The 270-nt window shown below is 50.4% G+C and carries 1 pseudogene; it reads right to left on the reverse strand.

Annotation, left to right across the window (positions count from 1 at the left end):
- Window positions 1–270: pseudogene (locus tag ACRHNM_RS16835) on the reverse strand (DUF922 domain-containing protein); the annotation flags it as partial.

Genomic DNA, 270 nt, shown 5'->3' on the forward strand with positions numbered 1-270 from the left:
GTTCTGGAATTCTGACAATTCCCGGTTGATATCCGTGAAGATTCGTCGTACTTCGGCTTTGACGTTCCCTGTAAAGACCCCTTCTTTCAGGCGCTTCCTGAATTTCCGAGCAAATAGTTCCGAGATGTCGAAGTGCAATTGTTCGTGGCTGAGCACCACCTCATCGCAACTTTCCGGATGGTACCAGGATTTATCCGGGAAGAAATAGGTGTCCACCCGAAAATCCAGCGTGTATCGCTCCCCGGAACCTGTGGCGTTGTAGCTGTAGCT

Source organism: Psychroserpens mesophilus, assembly GCF_050617655.1.
Lineage (GTDB): Bacteria > Bacteroidota > Bacteroidia > Flavobacteriales > Flavobacteriaceae > Psychroserpens > Psychroserpens mesophilus_A.